The sequence below is a fragment of the Pantoea sp. S61 genome (assembly GCF_016625145.1).
GTDB classification, from domain to species: Bacteria; Pseudomonadota; Gammaproteobacteria; order Enterobacterales; family Enterobacteriaceae; genus Pantoea; species Pantoea rwandensis_B.
The window spans coordinates 71,160-91,205 of sequence record NZ_JACVUO010000003.1 but is presented as its reverse complement, the minus strand read 5'-3'; the positions used below and the strand labels follow the sequence as shown (position 1 = coordinate 91,205).

General features: G+C 54.9%; 15 protein-coding genes. 9 read left to right on the top strand and 6 right to left on the bottom strand.

Features of this window, described 5'->3' with window-relative positions; all coding sequences use genetic code 11:
* Positions 1-77: 77 nt before the first annotated feature.
* Positions 78-2,471, bottom strand: coding sequence for a TIM-barrel domain-containing protein (locus IAE30_RS08475; RefSeq protein WP_200679196.1), 2,394 nt, complete (start codon positions 2,469-2,471; stop codon positions 78-80).
* Between the two features lie 15 nt (positions 2,472-2,486).
* Positions 2,487-3,788, bottom strand: a complete 1,302-nt coding sequence (locus tag IAE30_RS08470; RefSeq protein ID WP_200679194.1) for an MFS transporter — start codon at positions 3,786-3,788, stop codon at positions 2,487-2,489.
* Between the two features lie 373 nt (positions 3,789-4,161).
* On the opposite strand from IAE30_RS08470, the gene uxuA reads away from it, so the two are divergent.
* The 4 genes from uxuA to uxuR all read left to right on the top strand — a co-directional run bounded on the left by uxuA (position 4,162) and on the right by uxuR (position 9,258).
* Entirely contained in the window at positions 4,162-5,340 is a 1,179-nt protein-coding gene (gene uxuA / locus IAE30_RS08465) for a mannonate dehydratase (protein ID WP_200538556.1), read from the top strand.
* A gap of 169 nt (positions 5,341-5,509) precedes the next feature.
* Complete coding sequence (locus tag IAE30_RS08460) at positions 5,510-6,991, top strand: fructuronate reductase (RefSeq protein WP_038647091.1); 1,482 nt, start codon at positions 5,510-5,512, stop codon at positions 6,989-6,991.
* Positions 6,988-8,406, top strand: a complete 1,419-nt coding sequence (gene uxaC, locus IAE30_RS08455; protein ID WP_200679192.1) for a glucuronate isomerase — start codon at positions 6,988-6,990, stop codon at positions 8,404-8,406. The genes IAE30_RS08460 and uxaC overlap by 4 nt, the downstream gene beginning before the upstream one ends.
* A gap of 84 nt (positions 8,407-8,490) precedes the next feature.
* Positions 8,491-9,258 (top strand): Uxu operon transcriptional regulator, encoded by a 768-nt coding sequence (gene uxuR, locus IAE30_RS08450; RefSeq protein ID WP_038647095.1) that lies wholly within the window; start codon positions 8,491-8,493, stop codon positions 9,256-9,258.
* Positions 9,259-9,291: 33 nt separating this feature from the next.
* On the opposite strand, the gene IAE30_RS08445 is transcribed toward uxuR, so the two are convergent.
* The 4 genes from IAE30_RS08445 to IAE30_RS08430 form a co-directional block, all read right to left on the bottom strand.
* Complete coding sequence (locus tag IAE30_RS08445; protein WP_200538558.1) at positions 9,292-10,479, bottom strand: PLP-dependent aminotransferase family protein; 1,188 nt, start codon at positions 10,477-10,479, stop codon at positions 9,292-9,294.
* A 667-nt stretch (positions 10,480-11,146) separates the two neighbouring features.
* On the bottom strand, positions 11,147-12,439 hold the full coding sequence (locus IAE30_RS08440; protein ID WP_038647098.1) for a sorbosone dehydrogenase family protein: 1,293 nt from the start codon (positions 12,437-12,439) through the stop codon (positions 11,147-11,149).
* Positions 12,436-12,858: a DUF2231 domain-containing protein gene (locus IAE30_RS08435; RefSeq protein WP_200679183.1), complete on the bottom strand. Its 423-nt coding sequence runs from the start codon at positions 12,856-12,858 to the stop codon at positions 12,436-12,438. The genes IAE30_RS08440 and IAE30_RS08435 overlap by 4 nt, the downstream gene beginning before the upstream one ends.
* Positions 12,859-12,989: 131 nt before the next feature.
* Positions 12,990-14,105 (bottom strand): ABC transporter substrate-binding protein, encoded by a 1,116-nt coding sequence (locus IAE30_RS08430; RefSeq protein WP_045832036.1) that lies wholly within the window; start codon positions 14,103-14,105, stop codon positions 12,990-12,992.
* A 325-nt stretch (positions 14,106-14,430) separates the two neighbouring features.
* On the opposite strand from IAE30_RS08430, the gene IAE30_RS08425 reads away from it, so the two are divergent.
* From IAE30_RS08425 to IAE30_RS08405, 5 genes are all read left to right on the top strand, one after another.
* Positions 14,431-15,585: a mandelate racemase family protein gene (locus IAE30_RS08425; protein ID WP_200679181.1), complete on the top strand. Its 1,155-nt coding sequence runs from the start codon at positions 14,431-14,433 to the stop codon at positions 15,583-15,585.
* Positions 15,586-15,750: 165 nt separating this feature from the next.
* Positions 15,751-17,277, top strand: coding sequence for an ABC transporter substrate-binding protein (locus IAE30_RS08420; protein WP_370585538.1), 1,527 nt, complete (start codon positions 15,751-15,753; stop codon positions 17,275-17,277).
* Entirely contained in the window at positions 17,274-18,299 is a 1,026-nt protein-coding gene (locus IAE30_RS08415; protein WP_200538561.1) for an ABC transporter permease, read from the top strand. Before IAE30_RS08420 ends, IAE30_RS08415 begins: the two co-directional genes overlap by 4 nt.
* Positions 18,296-19,201, top strand: a complete 906-nt coding sequence (locus tag IAE30_RS08410) for an ABC transporter permease (RefSeq protein WP_045814332.1) — start codon at positions 18,296-18,298, stop codon at positions 19,199-19,201. Before IAE30_RS08415 ends, IAE30_RS08410 begins: the two co-directional genes overlap by 4 nt.
* Positions 19,173-20,039 (top strand): ABC transporter ATP-binding protein, encoded by an 867-nt coding sequence (locus IAE30_RS08405; RefSeq protein WP_200679178.1) that lies wholly within the window; start codon positions 19,173-19,175, stop codon positions 20,037-20,039. The genes IAE30_RS08410 and IAE30_RS08405 overlap by 29 nt, the downstream gene beginning before the upstream one ends.
* Positions 20,040-20,046 lie beyond the last annotated feature (7 nt).

The following is a 20,046-nucleotide window of genomic DNA, read 5'->3' as shown; positions in this document are numbered from 1 at the left end:
CAGGGCGCACTGCCAAGGCCGGACGCCGTGAGTTTGAGGAGTACGCATTGCTGCACACTCCTCCTTAAGGCTGACGATTAGTGACCCGCGATGTCCGCCAGCACCTTTTGCGCATCCGCTTTTTCAACCGCTACGCCATCAATATAAAGCTGGCGCCGTTCTCCGGCTGGCAAGGCGATCTGCAGCGTTTTCCAGGCAGGCTGGTAATCGCCTTTACGTTGGAAACTCAGGTGAATCGCTTCGGCATCGCTGCGCATTTCCCAGCTTAACCACAAGGCGTTGCCCTGCTGATAACCCCAGGACTCACCGTCATCTTCAAATACCAGACCTTTGCTCTCGCCTTTACCCTGTAATGGATAAAGTTGCAGCGTGCGACGGTCATCCGCTTGCGCATCCACATGACGCAAACGCTGACTGAGCGGCAATGCAGCGCCAGCTCGCACCAACATCGGCTGGGTTTCCAGTGGTGCTGGCAAGGTGATCCACTGACCGCCGCTATACCACTGCTGCGTTGCGAAGTCATACCAGCCAGTTTGGTTATCTGGCAGCCACAAACGGCGTTCACGCTGTCCTGCTTCCACCACGCTGGCCACCAACAGATCGCGACCCAGCATAAACTCATCGCACTCAGCGAAGGTCTGTTTATCCTGCTCATGATCGAGGAAGGTTGGGCGCAGCATCGGCTCATCATCAGCATGCGCTTGCCACAGCAAGGTATAGAGGTAGGGCAGCAGGCGATAACGCAACTCAATTGCAGCACGAATCGCTGGCGTGACTGTCGGATACATCCAGGGTTCATTCACCGTGTGATCGTCATTCCACGAGTGAATGGTGAAACGCGGATGCATCACGCCGTTTTGCACCCAACGCACGAACAATTCTGCATCCGGCTTATCACCCGAGAACCCGCCCACGTCATGACCCACGTTGTACAGTCCCGACAAGCTCATCCCCAGGCCCATGCGGATGTTGTAACGCAGTGACGTCCAATTAGTACGGTTATCACCACTCCAGGTTTGCACATAGCGTTGCATGCCGGCGCAGCCAGAACGCGAGATCAGGAAAGGACGCTTCTCTGGGGCAAAACGCTGCTGCGCTTCCATTGACGCACGCATCATCAGTAATGGCATCACCGGGCGAATATGCTTGATGGCAATGGGTGTGCCGAAACCGTGGCAGCGCGCTTCACCATCCCACACTTCATATTCGTTGTTGTCGTTCCAGGTAGAGTCAATGCCCTTCTCCAGCAGTTGTTTGGTGACATTTTCCTGCCACCAGGCCACCGCCTGCGGATGGGTAAAATCGAGATGTGAACCTTCATCGTCCCAGAACACCGAGCGCTCTGGCGCATCCTGTTCCGAATCACGGATAAACAAACCTTGCGCCGCAACTTCTTCGTAGCGCGGATGGTCCTGCAATAAGCAAGGCTTGATGTTGGCTGCCAAGCGCAAACCGGCATCGTGAAACGCCTGGCTCATCACTTCCGGTTGCGGCACCTTGTCGTAGTTCCAGTTGAACACATAACGTTTGTTATTAATCGAGGTGTAACCCGATGACAGCTGGAAGGAGTCGCATGGAATGTCGTGCTGTTCGCACAACCGGATGAATTTCATCAGCTGATTCTGCGCGTCCGGTGCATCGGTGTAGTGCATGGTGGAGCCGCTGTAACCCAGGCTCCATTTCGGGCCAAACAGCGTTTTACCGGTCAGACGCACAAAGGCTTTGGTGACATCCAGCACTTTGCTGCCAACAAACAGATAGTAATCAATATCGCCACTTTCAGCCTGCCAGCGGCGATAAGGCTGATGGTAGTTATCTAACTCATTACCGAGATCGAACCAGCTGCTGCTGAGGTTATCGTAGTAAAGGCCAAAGCTCACTTCGCTGCGGCGCGTAATGGTAAAGGGTACATGTTTGTACAGCGGATCGGTTGAAGAGGCGTTATAACCCATCGCATCAAGGTTACGCATTTCATAACGCTTGCCATTGCGCTGCAGGTCACCGGCTTTCTCGCCCAAGCCGTAATAGGCATCGTCATTCATACGACGCTGGTAGTGCGCCACGCCATCGCCGTGCGCGTTAATCAGGTAGGCACTGGTTGGGCGGTCGCAGGTCAGCAGTTGCCAGGCGCCAGCGCTATCACGATGTTGCCACTCCAGCGCCAACGGCTGATGGACAATCACGCGCAGCACATCGGTGGAGACCACCAGCGTATCGCCCTCTTCTTCCAGCGTGAATCCTGGCAGGGTAAAGCCTGCCAGACTGTCACGCGGACGCCCTTCCCACGGCACATCGCTGTCTGGCGCAATGCTCCAGGTGCGGTCCAGCGCATAGCCGCTTTGGCGTTTAATCGAGACACGGAACATGCCAGATTCCAGCACATACAGGTTCAGCGTGTATTTTCCATCGACGGTTAATGCAACATGGTGTTGATCAGAATGTGTGAGTGACCAATTCTTTAAGGTTTTCATTGTTACCTACTTTATTCAGGCGCGCTGCGCGCGACGTTCAGCAATAAATGCAATCAGGAAGACCGCGCCAATCAGGTCGAAGAAGCCCATGGCGACAAACAGCGGGTTAAAGCCAATCTTGTCGGCGGTGACGCCGATCACCAGTGAGAACAGGAAGCTGGAGATCCACGCGAAGGAACCGCGCATACCGTTGACGGTGGCCATCTGGCCCTTATCGAATTTCTCCACTACCAGCGCGCTGAGCATGCAGGAGATGATCTGGTGACCGAAACCGCCAATCGAGATCAGCGCAATTGCGACGTAGGGATCTTTAGTCATCGCCACCAGCGCGAGGGAGAGCATCAGGAAAGAGCCGGTGACCGAGCTGGCGACCACGGAGTTGACCAGTCTAAAACCAAACAGACGGGTGTAGAGACGCGTCAGATAGCCACTGGCCACACTGCCGAGGTCCGCAGCGAGGAACGGCATCCAGGCAAACATGGCGATCTGCTTGAGATCCATCCCGAGATCTTTCGCCAGATAGAGCGGCACCCAAAAACTCAGTACGCCCCACGCCGGTTCAGCCATAAAAGCGGGAATGGCGATACCGTAAAAACGTTTATTTTTTGAAACGCTTTTCAGTGCCTTGAAGAAAGGGAGTTTGACGGCGGGAGGTTCATTATCCTGACGAATGAATTCGAGTTCCGATGTAGACAGATTGGGATGAATTTCAGGATCGCGATACAGCAACCACCAGAGCACCACCCACGCCAGCGCCAGGCAACCGGTGAACAGGAAAGCGCCCTGCCAGCCGAAAGAGGCGTGCGCGAAGTAGATGATGGGCGGTGCCAGCATCGCACCAATTGAGAAGCCCACGCCGGCCCAACCCGCTGCAACCGGACGCTCTTTTTTCGGGAACCATTCGCCTAACACTTTGGCGTTGGCTGGTGTTGCCGCAGCTTCCGCGCCACCCATGACAAAGCGCAGAATAGCAAGATGCACCCAGCTCGCTGCCCCGGCATGGAACAGACAGGCAACCGCCCAGACCGAAGCACAAATCAGGAAGCCGACTTTGAGGCCGATGACATCAATCAGCCAGCCGCAAATCGGTTGAAAGAAGGTATACGCCAGCTGAAACGCACCGACGATCCATGAATATTGTTCAGTGGTGATGCCCAGGCTGGTTTTCAGCTCAGGTGCCAGAATGCCCAATGAGTTACGCGTGATGTAGTTGACGGTAACGCCCGCTAAGAACAACACCAATACCCACCAGCGCAAATTGCGGAAGGTGCGTTTGCTGCCAGCGGCAGCGATCCCTGGATTCAAACTGCGGTTCATCTGGTTCTCCAATCTTTATTAACATCATGAGCTTACAAATCCTGTGATCTTTGCGCGGGCATCGATAAACCGGAAATATCGCTGGCTGCCGCACAGGAATTGCTGCTTGTTGTTGAGGAGCGACTTCAGTGAGTCATCTCTAACCATCCGCCAGGAGTGAACCACAGATGCTGAATCTGGTCGCCAGTAAGATGCCGCATTTGTGATCTGGTTAACCAAAATGGCTAACTAGGTTGACATCCGCTGTCAAAGAGTCGAATTTTAGGGCCTGAAAGCGCAATCCATGTCAAAAACAGTGCGCTAACCGATAAATAGGTCAACCAATATAAGAATCGTCTTGAGTTTCATCTCAGGGCCGAGAAGAGGTAACAACATGAAGCAGACCTGGCGCTGGTATGGCCCAAATGATCCCGTTTCTCTTGCCGATGCACGCCAGGCTGGCGCGACCGGCATCGTCACCGCCCTGCACCACATCCCTAACGGCGAAGTGTGGTCGGTGGACGAAATTATGCAGCGTAAAGCCATCGTGGAAGCCGCTGGTCTGGTGTGGTCAGTGGTGGAAAGCGTGCCGATTCACGAAGAGATCAAAACCGGTAGCGGTGAGTGTCATAAGTGGATCAGCCATTATCAGCAGTCTCTGCGAAATCTGGCGCAATGCGGTATCAAAACAGTCTGCTACAACTTCATGCCGATTCTCGACTGGACGCGTACGGACCTTGAATATCTGTTACCCGATGGCGCGAAAGCGCTGCGTTTCGATCAGATCGAATTTGCCGTGTTTGAACTGCACATTTTGCAGCGTCCCGGTGCGGAGAAGGATTACAGCGCCACTGAAATAGCGCAGGCAGCGGATCGTTTCGCCACCATGAGCGAAGCGCATAAAACCCGTCTGACGCGCAATATCATCGCGGGTTTACCGGGCGCCGAAGAAGGTTACACGCTGGACCAGTTCCGTGCGCAATTAGCCCGTTATGACGGTATCGGCAAAGCTGAGTTGCGTGAAAACTTCGCCACCTTCCTGCGCGCCATTATTCCGGTAGCAGAAGAAGCCGGCATTCGTATGGCTGTTCACCCGGATGATCCACCTCGTCCGATTCTTGGTTTACCGCGTATTGTCTCCCATGCAGAAGACTTGCAGTGGATGATCGATACCGTACCCAGTCCGGCGAATGGGTTCACCATGTGCACCGGTTCTTATGGCGTCTTAGCTGAAAACGATCTCGCCGGCATGGTGAAGCGTTTTGGTCCGCGTATCTACTTCGCGCACTTGCGGTCAACCAAACGCGAAGAGAATCCAAACACCTTCCACGAGGCGGCGCATTTGGGCGGCGATGTCGACATGTTCGCCGTGATCAAAGCGATTGCTGAAGAAGAACATCGCCGTAAAGCGGCCGGTCAGGAGGATTTGATTCCGATGCGCCCTGATCATGGTCACCAGATGCTCGACGATTTAAGAAAGAAAACCAACCCCGGCTATTCCGCCATTGGTCGTCTGAAAGGGTTGGCGGAAATTCGCGGTGTGGAGCTGGCGATCCATCGCGCTTATTTCTGAAAGCTTAGCGCCGTTGTGGTCGCCATAAATGGCGACCCTATAATCCATCGGTAGGCTGTAGGGGACATCCCCCCAAAATCCACCGGTAGGCCATATGGGGCCTCTCCCTAACATGCATCGGTCCGATGTAGGGTGCGCATTTATGCGCATCGGGTCGAATGGAGTTTACATGGAACACAACCTTGCCAATGGCGAGCTAAACGTCACCCGCCCCGCCTGGAATCATCAGCGGCTGGTGCCGCGTATTGTGCATATCGGCTGTGGCGCCTTTCATCGCGCGCATCAGGCGTTGTATCTGCATCATCTGCTTGAAATCAGCGACACTGACTGGGGCATTTGTGAGGTCAACCTGATGTCGGCGAGCGGCAAACTGTTGGTCGAACAACTGCGCCAGCAAGACCTGCTCTACAGCGTGACGGAAAAAGGTGCCAAGCAAAACGACGTTCACCTCGTTGCGGCCATCAAAGAAGCCTTGCACCCTGCACTGGATGGACACGACGGCATTATCGACGCGCTGGCTCGTCCGGAAACCGCTATCGTTTCATTGACGGTGACGGAAAAAGGCTATTGCACTCAAGGTGCCAACGGTGAGTTGGATGCTGACAATACGTTGATAAAACATGATATTGCGCACCCCACGACGCCGAAATCTGCCATTGGTTTCATCGTCGAAGCATTACGTGTTCGTCGTGAACGCGGTGTTGGGCCGTTTACGGTGCTCTCCTGCGACAACCTGCGCGATAACGGCCATGTGGCGCGCGCCGCTGTGGTAGGCCTGGCGCAGTTGCGCGATGCGGCACTGGCGCATTGGATTGATAAGAACGTGACATTCCCCAGCAGCATGGTTGACCGCATCGTTCCCGCGGTGACAGATGAAACCCAACAGGAAATTCGTGCGCTACTGGGCGTAGACGATCCCTGCGGCGTGGCCTGTGAGCCGTTTCGCCAATGGGTGATCGAAGATAAGTTTGTCAACGGTCGCCCAGAATGGGATCGCGTTGGCGCGCAGTTTGTGACCGACGTTGCGCCATTTGAAATGATGAAACTGCGTATGCTCAACGGCAGTCACTCATTTCTTGCCTACCTCGGGTATTTGGGCGGCTGTGAAACCATCGCTGACACCATGCAACTCCCGACCTATCGCCAGGCGGCATTGGCACTGATGATGCAGGAGCAGGCACCTACGCTGTCGATGCCTGAGGGGATCGATCTGCAAGCCTATGCCAGCCAGTTGATTGAGCGTTTTAGCAACCCTTCCCTGCGCCATCGAACGCAACAGATTGCGATGGATGGAAGTCAGAAGCTGCCACAGCGCTGGCTCGATTCCGTTCGCTATCACTTGCTGCAGGGCAGTGACTATCGCCACTTGATACTGGGCATTGCTGGCTGGATGCATTACGTACTCGGACAAAATGAACGAGGTGAAGCGTTTGATGTGGTTGACCCATTAATTGCCACGCTAAAAGACATCAACCAGCACACGCCAGAAGGCGACGCGCGTATTCGCGCCCTGCTCGCCGTGAGAACCATTTTTGGAGACGATTTGCCCGCCAATCCGGGCTTCGTCAGCCATCTTCAACAGGTGTACGCGCAACTTTGCCAGCATGGTGCCCGCGCCGCCGTTGCATCCCTGAATCAGGAGCCGAAATGAAGCACTTTATGGATGACGATTTCCTGCTGCAAAGCGACGTTGCGCGTCGTTTGTACCATGACTTTGCCGCCGATATGCCGATCTACGATTATCACTGTCATCTCAACCCGCAGGAGATCGCCGAGGATCGTCAGTTCGCAAACCTCGGTCAGATTTGGCTGGAAGGTGACCATTACAAATGGCGCGCCTTGCGTGCTGCAGGCGTGGATGAATCGCTGATCACCGGTAAATCTACGAGCGATTACGATAAATATCTCGCGTGGGCCCACACCGTGCCCAAAACGCTGGGCAATCCGCTCTACCATTGGACGCATCTGGAGCTGCGTCGCCCATTCGGCATCACCAAGACGTTATTTGGGCCGGACACCGCACAACGCGTATGGGACGAATGCGCCGAGAAACTGGCAACCCCGGCATTTTCTGCACGCGGCATTATGCGTCAAATGAATGTACGTATGGTTGGCACCACCGATGATCCGGTTGATTCGCTGCAATATCATCGTCAGATTGCTGAAGACAGCAGCTTTGATATTGATGTCGCCCCAAGCTGGCGCCCGGATAAGGTGTTCAAGATTGAGCTTGAAGGCTTTGTTGAATACCTGGGACGGCTGGAGGCATCAGCGGATGTGGCGATCACCGACTTTGATGCGTTGCGCACCGCGCTGTTGCGCCGTTTAGATCACTTCTCTGCCCATGGCTGTCGTGCAGCGGATCACGGGATTGAAGTGCTGCGCTTTGCGCCGGTTCCCGACGATAGCGTGTTGGACGCCATTCTGGCGAAACGTCGCAACGGCGACACGCTAAGCGATCTGGAAATCGCGCAGTTTAGCAGCGCGGTGCTGGTCTGGCTGGGTTCCGAGTATGCACGACGTGATTGGGTGATGCAGTTACACATCGGTGCCATTCGCAATAACAGCACTCGCCTGTTCCGTTTGCTCGGTGCCGACAGCGGTTTTGACTCCATTGGCGATAACAATATTGCTTTGCCGCTCTCGCGCCTGCTGAATGCGATGGATGTTAATGATCAACTGCCAAAGACCATTCTGTACTGCCTCAATCCGCGTGACAACGAAGTGCTGGCGACAATGGCAGGTAACTTCCAGGGTGCGGGCATCGCCGGAAAAGTGCAGTTTGGTTCCGGCTGGTGGTTCAACGATCAGCGCGATGGCATGCTGCGCCAGTTGGAGCAACTGTCTCAAATCGGTTTGCTCAGCCAGTTTGTCGGGATGCTGACCGATTCACGCAGCTTCCTCTCTTACACACGTCACGAATACTTCCGCCGTATTCTGTGCAACCTGCTCGGTCAATGGGTGCAGGATGGCATTGTGCCGCACGATGAAGCCGTACTTGGCAGCATGCTGCAAGATATTTGCTTTAACAACGCACAGCGCTACTTTGCCCTCAATCCACGTTGAAAATTGCGCCCTGTGCTATAGTGCAGGGCGCAATTGATGGCAGCGTCAGTGGTCGTAAACTTCTTAATCAGCAGAAAAGAGCTCATGAAAACACAAGCATCAGCACAGCGCCCTTATCAGGAAGTGGGGGAAATGTTGCGTAACATGATTACGCAAAAGCAGTATGCCGTGGGCGAACGGTTGCCGCCTGAGCGTGAACTGGCTGCGCTGCTGGATGTCACGCGTACGCTGGTGCGTGAGGCTCTGATTATGCTGGAACTGGAAGGCTTGATTGAGGTGCGCCGGGGTGCAGGCATTTATGTTGTAAATGACAGTCCTACACCGCGAGCAGCAGCGCAGGCGGCCTGCAATGATGCCGGTCCGTTTGAGATGCTGCAGGCACGTCAGCTTCTGGAGAGCAATATTGCTGAGTTTGCCGCGCTGCAGGCAACCCGTGAAGACATCATTAAGATGCGACAGGCGCTGGAACTGGAAGAGAAAGAACTCGCTTCTGGCGCGGTCAACGAAAGCGAGAACGGCGATCGTAATTTCCACTTAGCGATTGCCGAAGCCACCCACAACAGCATGTTGGTCGAACTGTTTAAGCAGTCCTGGCAGTGGCGTGAAGACAATGTGATGTGGAGCCAGCTGCATCGTCATCTGGTCAACACTCATTACCGCAAACAGTGGCTGGACGACCACAAGAAGATCCTCGCCACGCTGATTAAGAAAGATGCACGCGCCGCCAAGCAGGCTATGTGGCAGCATCTGGAGAATGTAAAACAGCGCTTGCTGGAATTTTCAGACGTCGATGACATCTATTTTGATGGTTACCTGTTTGAATCCTGGCCGCTGGACAGCGCCAACGGCTAGCATGAGCCCTTGTCACCAAGGGCTTTCAGGTGATTACTGCGGTAACGAAGTTTTTAAACGCTGTGCTGCGAGAGCTAAATTGGTTTCCGATACCGAAGCATACGAAATACGCAGTGTAGAAGTATCCGGATTATCACAGTAGAAGAATTCACCCGGCACATACACCACGCCGTTGCTCAGCGTGGTTTTCAGCCATTCGGTGGTGTTGAAGGCTTCTTTGAATGTTGCCCACAGGAACATGCCACCCAGCGGGCGATAGAAGTGCAGCTTATCCCCCAATTCCGTCTCCAGTGCTGCACACAGTGCATCGCACTTCTGCTTATAGGCCGCGCGAATTAAGCGAATCTGCTCCGGCAAGCGACCGGTTTCCAGATAATGACGCGTCAGGGATTGTGACAAGGCACTGGTGTGCAGATCCGTAGCCTGCTTCAGGTTCACCACCGATGATTTCAACCAACCCGGCATGGTAATCCAGCCAACACGCGCACCCGGTGCCAAAATTTTGGAGAAAGTCGAGGTATAAATGACATTCTCACTGGCACCCATGGCTTGCGCATGGGATTTCAATGGGCGGAATGTCTGGTCGGTGAAGTTAATCTCGCTGTAGGGATCGTCTTCAAAAATCAGGAAATCATACTGTTTCGCCAGTGCAACCAGCTGCTGACGGCGCGCTTCTGATAAGGTCACACCGCTTGGGTTGCCAAAGGTCGGAACGATATACACGGCTTTGATTGACGTCTGTTTGACCAGTTCTGCCAGCTCGTCAACGATCATGCCTTCGCCATCGGTGCCCACAGACTTAAATTGCGCATCAGCTAACTGGAAGACCTGTAACGCGGCGAGATAAGTCGGACGCTCCACCACCACCACGTCGCCTGGGTTAATCAGCGCGCGCGCAAGGATATCCAGTGATTGCTGTGACCCGGAAGTGACCACAACGTCGTCCGGTGTGCAATCGATACCACGATCCGCTGAAATGCGGCAGATCGCTTCACGTAACAGCGGATCCCCTTCACTCAAGCCATACTGAAACGCGTTGTGGCCATCCTGTGATAACGCACGATCCATCGCGATCTGCAGGCCTTCGGTATCAAACAGATCGGGATTCGGGATACCGCCACCGAGAGAAATCACCCCTTCCATTTTGCTGTGTTTCAATAGATCGCGAATGGCTGATGAATGAATGCGTTTAACGTTACGGGATAACTTTTGCGACGACATAAAACCTTTACCTGATTATATTTTTCTAAGGCTAAATTCATAACATAAGTTAGCTATGCTGATAATCACATTTTCACGGTTTGGCAAAGAGAATTTAGTACCGGAAGGAAACGACTGATATTGCGAAATTATCACTGTGGGCAAAGAACGAAAAAAGGCGGAGGGGTGAGCTCCGCCTTGCTTCAAGTTCCGGTCAATGTGCCTGACCGGTCAGTTGCAAAAGGGCAACGATGATTTGCAGGATCACCCGGACCAGGTCCAGGAGTAACCGAACAAGTTCCATCACTTTCCTTCTCCTCTGACAGGAGCGCGCCTTTCAGCCGTCAGGGCTTTGACTCCACCCGCCGATGGCCTGAGCACAATTGTGAGGAGTGCTGAGCGCCACTCATTGTGGAAGCCACAGGCCAGCACCACCTGAAACCTGCCGGGATTTGACTATCCGCGCCCCTGGGAGTCATCAGAAAACAATGAGACTGCGCTCGCCACTCAACACCTGTATAACCATACAGTATTTTAGCGAAACTTGAAATATTTCCCCGCACATTTTATGATTTGCTTTGTGAGGAGTGCTGAGCACCCCGTTCGCAGCGCGGTTACCAGCCAGTTAGCGAACATAAAAAAAAGGATTTGGCGTGATAGCCAAATCCTTTTTTATTGCCTGCGATAATCAGTTTGCCGAACTGACACGCCAGATAGCATTACCGGCATCATCCGCGATCAGCACACCGCCCCGCTGGTCTGAAGCCAGGCCGACCGGCAAACCTCGTACCTGTTTTTGGTCATCGGTCAGGAATCCCGTGACGACTGGCTGCGGCTGTCCAACCGGTTTTCCGTTTTCGAATTTCACCCACACCACCTGGTACCCATTCAACGGCGTACGATTCCAACTGCCGTGCTCACTGATAAATGCCCCTCCGCGATACTGCGGCATGTTATCTGCGCCATAGAACAGCAAGCCAAGCGGTGCCACATGCGAGCTGAGCGCGTAGTCCGGCTTGATGGCTTTCTCGACTAAATCGGGACGCTGTGGCTGCGCTCGCACATCGATATGTTGGCCATAATAGCTGTAAGGCCAGCCGTAAAAGCCTTTCTCCTGCACTGATGTCATGTAATCTGGCACCAGGTCTGAGCCGATTTCGTCTCGCTCGTTGACAATCGCCCACAGCTTGCCGCTTTGCGGTTCCCATTGCAGACCGGTTGGATTGCGCAGACCGCTGGCATAAATGCGACTGGCTCCGCTGGCTGCATCGACCTCTAATACCGCAGCACGGCGGTACTCTGCACCAATGCCGTTTTCCGTAATGTTACTGTTGGAACCAACGCCGACATAAAGCTTAGTCCCGTCCGGACTGGCGACCAGTGATTTAGTCCAGTGGTGGTTAATCGGCCCACCGGGCAACTCGGTTACCACCACGGGCGGTGTGCGAATCTCGGTTTGGCCGCTCTCATACGGGAACTTCACCAGACTATCGGCATTGGCAACATACAGCGTGTTGCCCACCAGTTGCATGCCAAACGGCGCGGTGAGGTTGTCGATAAAACGATGTTGCTCCCATTTGCCGTTCACGTTACGTAGAAGCGTAATTCGGTTTCCGCCAGCCCCGCCTTTACCTGAGGCATTTTTCACCATACCGGTGATGAGATCTTTAGGTGCCGTGGTCGGCTTCGGCGTACCGTTGGATTCGGCGACCAGCACATCATTATTAGGAAGGACCAGCACCTGGCGGGGATGCTGCAAATTGTCGGCGATCTTTTCAATTTTCAGCCCCTGCGCGACCTTCGGCATTTCACCCGCTTTCCACGGTATGGCTTCTGGCACCTGCATCGGCGGCATAAAGAAGTTTTGTGCTTGCGGCAGCTCAGGATTGGGGCCAATTTGCTTTTGCGGATCGATCAACGCACCATCGTCACAGGCGCTCAGAACCATTGTCAGAGTCACTGCACCAAGAATCTTCTTCATTCGCGACCTCCTGACGTGCTGCGTCCGCGCAGCGCGAGCTGCATATTAGCGACCAGCAGTAAGGCCACCACCACCGTAGAGAGTGTGACGCCAAGTGGCACCACCGCGTAAGCATCGCGACTGTGAATAAAAGCATTCGCGATAGCCACGAGGATAGCCAGCAGTGACAGCCAGAAATGAAGCTTCTCACTGGGATAAGGGCCGCGAAATAAGTAAACAAGAGTGATTAATCTTGGCAGGATCGCCAGCACCAGACCCATCGCAATCAACCAACTGGCTGATTTGGTCCACATGATGACGAAGGTTTGCAGATAGATGATATCGAACAGCCAGGCCGCGACAAAAAAGCCCAGCGGCAGCGGCTCCAGCAGAGCGTAAAGCCCTACAGCAAACGCTGAACGTCCCGAGGTATATAACATTTCACTCTCCCTATTACGTTTATTATTCAGGCGATGGCGGCGATTTCGCTTCCCCGAAATCGCCGCCTGGCGCCTGTAAAATATTAGTAAAGATGAAGAGTAATGAGCGTTATTGCCGCAAATAGCCTAAATTATGACTTCTCAGCCGGCAGTGTCACCCAGTAACCTGGCTGATAAGGCAGTGGCAGAAACTTCTCATGGAACTCGCGGAAGGTGGCGTCAGGATCGAGATCTTTGAACAGGTCCGGATGCAGCCACTTGGCCAGTGCCTGAATCGCGACAAACTGATACGGGCTGTCGTAGAACTGATGCCAGATGGCGTGCGCATTACCGTTATGCGCTACTGGCAAAGTTTTAAACGCATCGCGCATCATCAGCAACTTCAGACGTGCCGTGGCTTCTTGTGTATCAGCACCAGGACCCACGCCCACCCATTTACCCACGGTGTTGTAGTTCTTCCAGTTTGCGCCCGTCACCACCACTACATCCGGGCGGCTGGCAATGATTTGCTCTGGGTTGAGAGTACCGAACGTCCCTGGAATCAGATCTTTAGCGATATTGCTGCCGCCAGACAGTTCCACCATCTGACCAAAGTTCTCGTTTCCAAACGACATGCAGCATTCGTCGGTATACCCGCCCGCACGGTCAATCATCACTTTCGGACGCGGACCCGCGAAGTTTTTCAGGCGATCGGTCACCTTTTCGATCTGCGCACGGCGGAAAGCCACGATTTCTTCAGCACGCTGCGGGTTATTGACCAGTTCGCCCATGATGCGGATGCTCTTCTCGGCGTGCTCCATCGGTTTCTCACGGAAGTCGATAAACACCACCGGTACGCCAACCGCCTGCAACTTCTCAATCAACTTGCCTTCATCCGTCGCCGCTTTGGATTCCAGATTCATCAGCACCAGATCCGGTTTTAACGTCAGGGCTTGCTCAACGTTAAAGGTGCCGTCTTTTGCGCCACCGAAGGTCGGCAGCTTTTTAATTTCCGGATACTTTTTCTCATAGGCCATATAACCGTCATAGTCGGCCTTATGGAAGTCATCACGCCAGCCCACCACGCGATGGAACGGTGCAGCAGTATCGAAAGCCGCCAACAGATACATCTGGCGCCCTTCGCCCAAAATAATGCGTTTCGATTCCTCTTTAACTTCAACCTGACGTCCTGCAATGTCAGTGATGATTTTTGCCGAAGCGGAATCCGCCACAGCCAGTAACCCCAGCGCTAACAGCCATTTTTTCATTGAATCTACCCATACAAATGATAATGATTATTATTAAAATTTCGCGGCGTCACTATTACCTGGCAGACACGAAATGAAAAGCCCCTAAGACACATTTTTTTACATCCGTTAACGCATCACATCACTGTGCCATCGCTCACAAAACGTCCCGCATCCGTGAATATGCTCACAGCAAGCCATGCAACTGCCCAATTAATCGGCTGCTCTTCCCGCATTTTGGCTAATGCGTAAACAAAATGTGAAGGCTAAATTACGAAATGAAACGCCGTTTTAATTTTTAGATAACGCTCAGCATGAGCATGGAAATCGTTCTGGAGGCCATACCGTGAAGATCAGCGCCATTGATGTCACTCTTTTTACCTACCCAACGCGCCGTGTTTCCGACAGCGCCGGGCACTCCCATCCCGGTGCAGAAACCGATGCACAAATGGCGCTGCTCACCCTGACCAGCGAAGACGGCGACTGTGGTTACGCCTTTGCGCCAGCAGAAGTCATACGGCCGCATGTGGTCAACGCCTTCTTCCGTAAGGTGCTGATCGGGCAAAACGCCTTTGATCGTGAACGTCTGTGGCAGGATCTGGTGCACTGGCAGCGCGGCAGCGCACATCAGCTCACCGAACGAGCGCTCTCCGCCGTGGAACAAGCCCTGTGGGATTTGATTGGCCGCAAACTTAAACAGCCGGTGCATAAGCTGCTGGGCGGCTATCGCGAGAAAATCCCCGCTTACGGCAGCACCATGTGTGGCGATGAGCTTGAAGGTGGCCTCTCAACGCCGGACGAGTACGCCCAGTTTGCCGAGAAGTTGGTAGCACGCGGTTATCAAGCCATCAAACTGCATACCTGGATGCCGCCGGTTTCATTTGCCCCCAGCACCGCGATGGATATCAAAGCCTGTGCCGCGGTACGCGAAGCGGTAGGTCCGGATATCGCCCTGATGCTGGACGGCTACCACTGGTACAGTCGCAGCGAGGCCCTCACCATCGGTAAAGCACTGGAGAAGCTTAACTTCGCCTGGTTTGAAGAGCCGATGGAAGAGGAAAGCATGGCCTCCTATGCCTGGCTGGCGGAAAACCTCAGCATTGACGTCCTTGGGCCGGAGAGTCTCGGCGGCAAACACCACAGCCGTGCCGATTGGGTGCGTGCAGGAGCCTGTGACATCCTGCGGGCCGGGGCCAACGGCGTCGGTGGCATCTCTGCCACCCTGAAAGTGGCCAGCCTGGCCGAAGCCTTCGGCATGGATTGTGAAGTCCATGGCAACGGTGCAGCCAGCATCGCGGTGGTGGGTGCGATTCGTAACTGCCGCTGGTATGAGCGCGGACTGCTGCACCCTTTCCTCGAATACGAACAACCGCCCGCCTATCTCAACAGCCTGGTCGATCCGATGGATGACAAGGGCTTTGTGCATCTACCCACGCGGCCTGGACTCGGGGAGGACATCAATTTCAGCTGGATTGAAACGCATACGGTGAATCGCTGGTAAGCGTCGAACACAAGCAGTACGGCAAACAACTATAAACCTCTGACCTGCTGGACTTTGCTTATGAATATTTCTCGTTATTGCAGAGCGTGGTGTGCCACGCTGCTGCTGCTCACGGGTAGCCCGTCGCTGCTGGCCGCCACGCCAGACGACCAGCTGATCGTGGGCATGAACATGAACAACCTATTGACGCTCGATCCCGCTGCCATGACCGGCAATGAAGTAGTGGGCATTGTGGTCAATCTTTATGATGGGCTCGTCGAGTTGGACCCGCGCCAGCTCACCCACGTGCGCCCTGCTCTGGCGGAACGTTGGGAGATCAGCGCCGATCATCGCCAACTCACTTTCCATCTGCGAGATGGCGTGCATTTCCATTCCGGTCACCCGCTGACGAGCGAAGACGTGATTTGGTCGATGCGTCGGGTGCTGCATCTAAATCTGGCACAAGCTTCAGTGTGGAAATCGTACGGCTTTAGCAAGGACAATGTGGATCAGATGATCACTGCCCCCGATGCCCACACGGTGGTGATCCAGTTGCCTAAGCCTAACGATCCGCAGCTGGTGCTCTATTCCCTGGCCTCACTCGGCAGCATGGTGGTGCTGGACAGCAAAACGGTGCAGGCACATGCGGTCAATAATGACTGGGGCAACCGCTGGTTAACCACGCACGAAGCCGGTTCAGGCCCGTTTCGTCTTGATGTGTGGCAGGCCAAAGATGTATTGCGCATGAGCAGGGATGAAAATTACTGGCGTGGCGCTGCCAGATTAACCCGCGTGGTGTTCCGCCATTTGCAGGAGTCACAAACCCTGCGTTTGATGATGCAAAAAGGGGATATCGACATCGCCAGTAACATGGCCATTCCTGATGTGCAGGCGCTGCGCCACGATCCCGATCTCAGCATTGATGCGGTGCAGAAAGGCACCCTCTATTACCTGGCAATGAGCATGAAGGATGACCACTTCGCCAACCCGCAAGTGCGCGAAGCCGTGCGCTACTTAGTCGATTATCAGGGCATCAATAAAACCCTGATGGCCGGTTATGGCACCTTGCATCAGCGTCCGATCCAGTCTGGTATGCCTGAAACATTGCCCGATCCCGGCTATCGACTCGATGTGCCACGCGCCAAAGCGTTGCTGGCGGCTGCGGGCTACCCTAATGGCTTCGACACCACCTTGCGCGTGTTAGCCGACCAACCCTTCCTGAACATCGCCATCGCCATTCAATCGACACTGATGCAGGCAGGCATTCGCGCCAAAATCATCACCGGCACCGGTAACCAGATTTATGGCGCAATGCGCGAACGCCAGTTCAATTTACTGGTCGGTCGTGGTGGCAGCGGTGTAGAACCGCACCCGCACTCTAGTCTGCGTTCGCTGGTGTACAACCCGAATAATGCTGACAGTGCCCGGCTGACGAATTTTCAAGGCTGGCGCACCGGTTTCTACGATGCCCAGCTCAACAAGATGATCGATCAGGCGCTACTGGAACGAGATACACAAAAGCAACAGCAGGATTATTTTGCCATTCAACGACGTTATGACCAGTTGATTCCGGCTCTGATGCCGATTTCTCAAATGACCGATTCGGTGGTGGTGAACAATCGCGTGCAGGATTATGTGCCGCACCCTTCCGCCACCACCTTCCTGCGCGATGTGTGGAAAACGCCAGACAGCCTGGCTGGAGGTGCCCAATGACCTTAACCAAACGTCACTGGCGGCGAGCGCGTAGCCGTGTATTGCAGGTCGCAATCACGCTGTTCGGCCTGTTGCTACTCACTTTCTTTATTGGCCGCGTGATGCCGCTGGATCCGGTGCTGGCGATTGTCGGACCGGATGCCGATCACGCCACCTATCAGCAGGTTTACCACCAGCTGGGTTTTGATAAACCGTTGTGGATGCAGTTCTGGATTTATCTGCAAGGCTTGCTGCACGGCAATCTTGGGCTGGCGCTGCTCACCGGACAGCCGGTGATCAACGATATTTTGCGTGTGTTCCCAGCCACCGTTGAACTGGCCACACTCGCCATTCTGCTCGGCACCGGTCTGGGCGTGCCGCTGGGCGTGTGGGCTGCTGCACGGCGCAACAGCGTGGTGGATTATCTGGTGCGCATCATCAGTCTGGCCGGCTACTCCACGCCAATTTTCTGGGTCGGTATGATCGGTTTACTGCTGTTCTACGCGCATCTGGGTTGGGTCGGCGGTGCCGGTCGGGTTGATTTCAGTCTCGATGGCATTGTGCCGCGTCGCACTGGATTGTTGCTGATCGATGCGCTGCTGGCAGGCAATCTCACGGTGTTTAACAATGCGCTCAATCATCTGATCCTGCCCGCTTCTTTGTTGGGCTTCCATTCACTCGCCTACATTAGCCGCATGACGCGCAGCTTTATGCTGGCGCAGCTGTCGCAGGAATTCATTTTGACCGCGCGGGTGAAAGGCCTGACGGAGTGGCAGGTGATTTGGCAACACGCCTTCCGCAATATTCTGGTGCAGCTGCTAACGGTGGTGGCGCTGGCGTATGGATCCCTGCTCGAAGGCGCGGTGCTGATTGAAACCGTGTTTTCCTGGCCTGGCTTTGGCTCTTATCTCACGGGCAGCCTGATGCTCGGCGATATGAATGCGGTGATGGGCTGCGTATTGGTGGTCGGCCTGATTTTCGTGCTGCTTAACCTGCTGTCTGACCTGCTTTATCAGGTATTCGATCCGAGGACCAAAGTATGACTGTTTCTCTCGATCTGCTTCATGCCAGCACCACGCGCGAACGCGTGGCACGCTGTCGCCGTACTCTCTCGCGTATCGGCCATTTCCTGTGGCAAATGGCCTGCAATCCCCTCACGGCCATCGGTGGGGGCATCATTTTACTGCTGCTGATCGTGGCGCTGTTTGCACCGTGGATCGCCCCCTACCACCCACTGATTCAGGATTTGAATAACGCACTCACGCCGCCAAACGCACAGCACTGGTTTGGCACCGATGAGTTTGGACGCGACATCTTCAGTCGTCTGGTGTGGGGGGCGCGCATTACTTTGTACATCGTCATGCTGGTGTCGATCACCGTCGGGCCATTAGGCCTGCTGTTGGGTGTGACTGCGGGCTACTTCGGCGGCAAAGTGGACAGCGTATTAATGCGCGTCACCGATATCTTCATCTCGTTCCCGAGTCTGGTGCTGGCGTTGGCGTTTGTCGCGGCGCTGGGTCCCGGCCTGGAACATGTGGTGATGGCCATCACCCTCACCGCCTGGCCGCCGATTGCTCGCCTGGCTCGCGCGGAAGCGCTGTCGCTGCGTCAGGCGGACTTTGTCTCTGCCGTGCGCCTGCAAGGTGCCTCTTCCCTGCGCATTTTGTGGAAACACATCGTGCCGCTGTGTCTGCCCTCGGTGATCATCCGCATCACCATGAACATGGCCGGCATTATCCTCACCGCCGCCGGACTCGGTTTTCTTGGCTTGGGCGCGCAGCCGCCCGATCCTGAATGGGGCGCGATGATCGCCAGTGGCCGCACTTACATGCTGGAGTGCTGGTGGGTGGTGACCGTGCCGGGATTAGCGATTTTGATCAACAGTCTGGCGTTTAATTTCTTAGGAGATGGCTTACGTGACATCCTCGATCCCCGTAGCGAATAGCGCTGTTCCCCTGCTCGATGTGCAGGACCTTCAGGTTAATTTCGTCAATGGCCGCCAGATGACGCCAGCGGTGCGTGGCATCTCCTTCCAGTTAGGCAAAGAGAAGCTGGCAATTGTCGGTGAGTCAGGCTCAGGCAAATCCACGGTCGGCCGGGCGCTGTTGCAACTGCACCCGCGCAGCGCGCAAGTGACCGCACAGCGCATGCAGTTTGCCGATGTCGATCTGCTACGCGCTTCGCCTGCACAAATGCGTGCCGTGCGCGGCAAACGTATTTCGATGATCATGCAAGACCCTAAATACTCACTGAATCCTGTGGTACGCGTGGGTGAGCAAATTGCCGAAGCCTGGCGCAGTCACCATCCGGGGCAGCGCGAGGTGGCACGCCAGCGGGCGCTGGAGATGCTGGAGGTGGTACAGATTCGCGATCCACTGCGTGTGTACCAATGTTATCCGCACGAGATCTCAGGCGGTCAAGGCCAGCGCGTGATGATCGCCATGATGCTGATCACCGACCCCGAGTTGCTGATCGCCGATGAGCCGACCTCGGCGCTGGATGTGTCGGTCCGGTTGCAGGTGTTGACGCTGCTGGATGAGTTGGTGCAGCAGCGCGGGCTGGGCCTGATCTTTATCAGTCACGACCTCAATCTGGTGCGACGTTTTTGCGATCGCGTGTTGGTGATGTATGCCGGCCGCGTGGTCGAATCGCTGGCCGCCGATCAGCTCGATCATGCCCGGCATCCTTATACCCAGGGATTACTGGCCTCGCTGCCGGATATGGACGCACGCCGCTCGCGATTACCGGTGCTGCAGCGCCAGTCCAGCTGGTTACAACCTTAAGGAGAGA

Coding starts and splice junctions, on each gene's coding strand:
- IAE30_RS08475 (WP_200679196.1), bottom strand. CDS start 2,471: ATGAAAACCTTAAAGAATTGGTCACTCACACATTCTGATCAACACCAT.
- IAE30_RS08470 (WP_200679194.1), bottom strand. CDS start 3,788: ATGAACCGCAGTTTGAATCCAGGGATCGCTGCCGCTGGCAGCAAACGC.
- uxuA (WP_200538556.1), top strand. CDS start 4,162: ATGAAGCAGACCTGGCGCTGGTATGGCCCAAATGATCCCGTTTCTCTT.
- IAE30_RS08460 (WP_038647091.1), top strand. CDS start 5,510: ATGGAACACAACCTTGCCAATGGCGAGCTAAACGTCACCCGCCCCGCC.
- uxaC (WP_200679192.1), top strand. CDS start 6,988: ATGAAGCACTTTATGGATGACGATTTCCTGCTGCAAAGCGACGTTGCG.
- uxuR (WP_038647095.1), top strand. CDS start 8,491: ATGAAAACACAAGCATCAGCACAGCGCCCTTATCAGGAAGTGGGGGAA.
- IAE30_RS08445 (WP_200538558.1), bottom strand. CDS start 10,479: ATGTCGTCGCAAAAGTTATCCCGTAACGTTAAACGCATTCATTCATCA.
- IAE30_RS08440 (WP_038647098.1), bottom strand. CDS start 12,439: ATGAAGAAGATTCTTGGTGCAGTGACTCTGACAATGGTTCTGAGCGCC.
- IAE30_RS08435 (WP_200679183.1), bottom strand. CDS start 12,858: ATGTTATATACCTCGGGACGTTCAGCGTTTGCTGTAGGGCTTTACGCT.
- IAE30_RS08430 (WP_045832036.1), bottom strand. CDS start 14,105: ATGAAAAAATGGCTGTTAGCGCTGGGGTTACTGGCTGTGGCGGATTCC.
- IAE30_RS08420 (WP_370585538.1), top strand. CDS start 15,751: ATGAACATGAACAACCTATTGACGCTCGATCCCGCTGCCATGACCGGC.
- IAE30_RS08415 (WP_200538561.1), top strand. CDS start 17,274: ATGACCTTAACCAAACGTCACTGGCGGCGAGCGCGTAGCCGTGTATTG.
- IAE30_RS08410 (WP_045814332.1), top strand. CDS start 18,296: ATGACTGTTTCTCTCGATCTGCTTCATGCCAGCACCACGCGCGAACGC.